This is a genomic window from Streptomyces colwelliae, assembly GCF_048158785.1.
Taxonomy (GTDB): Bacteria; Actinomycetota; Actinomycetes; order Streptomycetales; family Streptomycetaceae; genus Streptomyces.
In genome coordinates, this window is sequence record NZ_JBLTJC010000814.1 from 1 (window position 1) to 1,166 (window position 1,166).

1 protein-coding gene is annotated in these 1,166 nt (G+C 69.6%); it reads right to left on the reverse strand.

Going from position 1 to position 1,166, the window contains the following annotated elements; genetic code table 11:
• Positions 1-167 precede the first annotated feature (167 nt).
• Positions 168-962 (reverse strand): SDR family NAD(P)-dependent oxidoreductase, encoded by a 795-nt coding sequence (locus tag ACNFOC_RS54560; protein ID WP_416966338.1) that lies wholly within the window; start codon positions 960-962, stop codon positions 168-170.
• Positions 963-1,166: the final 204 nt, after the last annotated feature.

The window sequence follows — 1,166 nt, forward strand, 5'->3', positions numbered from 1 at the left end:
GGGGTGGGGGAGCGGTGGGTGCGGAGGCCATGTGCGCCACTTCCTTGTGTGCCGTGGGGACGGGTACGTGATGGCACACGGTAGGAAGGGGCACGTCAGCGGCACATGTGGTGGGACACCATAGTTCTGGGCGGGGAAGTGCGTGCGGCGCCTATGAGTTGAGGGCGTCAGGGCAGGATCGAGTCGATGTATCCGCCGTCGACGCGCAGGGCTCCGCCCGTGGTGGCCGAAGCCTGGTCGGAGCTGAGGTAGACGACCATGTGGGCGATCTCCTCGGGCTCGATCAGCCGTTGCAGGAGGGACTGGGGCCGGTGCTTGCGCATGAACTCGCGCTGGGCCTCGTCCCAGGGCAGGTCGCGGTCGATGAGTTCGTAGACGAAGTCCTCGACGCCACCGGTGTGGGTGGGTCCGGCGATGACCGAGTTGACCGTCACCCCCGTGCCCGCCGCCTGCTTCGCGAAGCCGCGGCCGACGGCGAGGAGCGCGGTCTTGGACATGCCGTAGTGGATCATCTCGGCCGGGATGACGACCGCCGAGTCGCTGGCGATGTACTGAATCCGGCCCCAGCCGCGCGCGGTCATGCCGGGCAGGTACAGACGGGTCAGCCGTACGGCTGCCAGCACGTTCACCTCGAAATAGCGCCGCCACTCCTCGTCGGTGATCTCCAGCGGGTCGGCGGAGCCGAAGATGCCCAGGTTGTTGACGAGGATGTCCACCTCCGGCAGCGCCTTCAGGGCGCGCTGCGCGCCCTCCTCGTTCGACACGTCGGCGGCCACGGGCACGAAGGCCGCACCAGGGACCTCCGCCGCCAGCCGGGCGACACTCTCCGCGACGCGCTTCTCGTCCCGGCCGTTCACCCCCACCCGGGCGCCGGAGCGCGCGAGTCCGGCGGCGATCGCCGCGCCGATGCCCTGCGTCGAGCCCGTCACCAGGGCGGTGCGTCCCGTCAGATCGATCTGCATGTGGATCCAGTCCCCTTGTGCGTCTGTCCGTCCTGCGGAGCCGTATGGGTCTGCGGTCAGCCTGGCGGCCGGGCGATCGGCCCGCCACTCCGGCCGATGTGGAGGGGCGCGGTCTGTCGCGCCTGAGCCTCTGGTCGTGGCGTGGATGTCGTACCCGAGCCCCTGGATGATCAATTCCAAGGGATGTCTGCGGAGGGTGGGGGG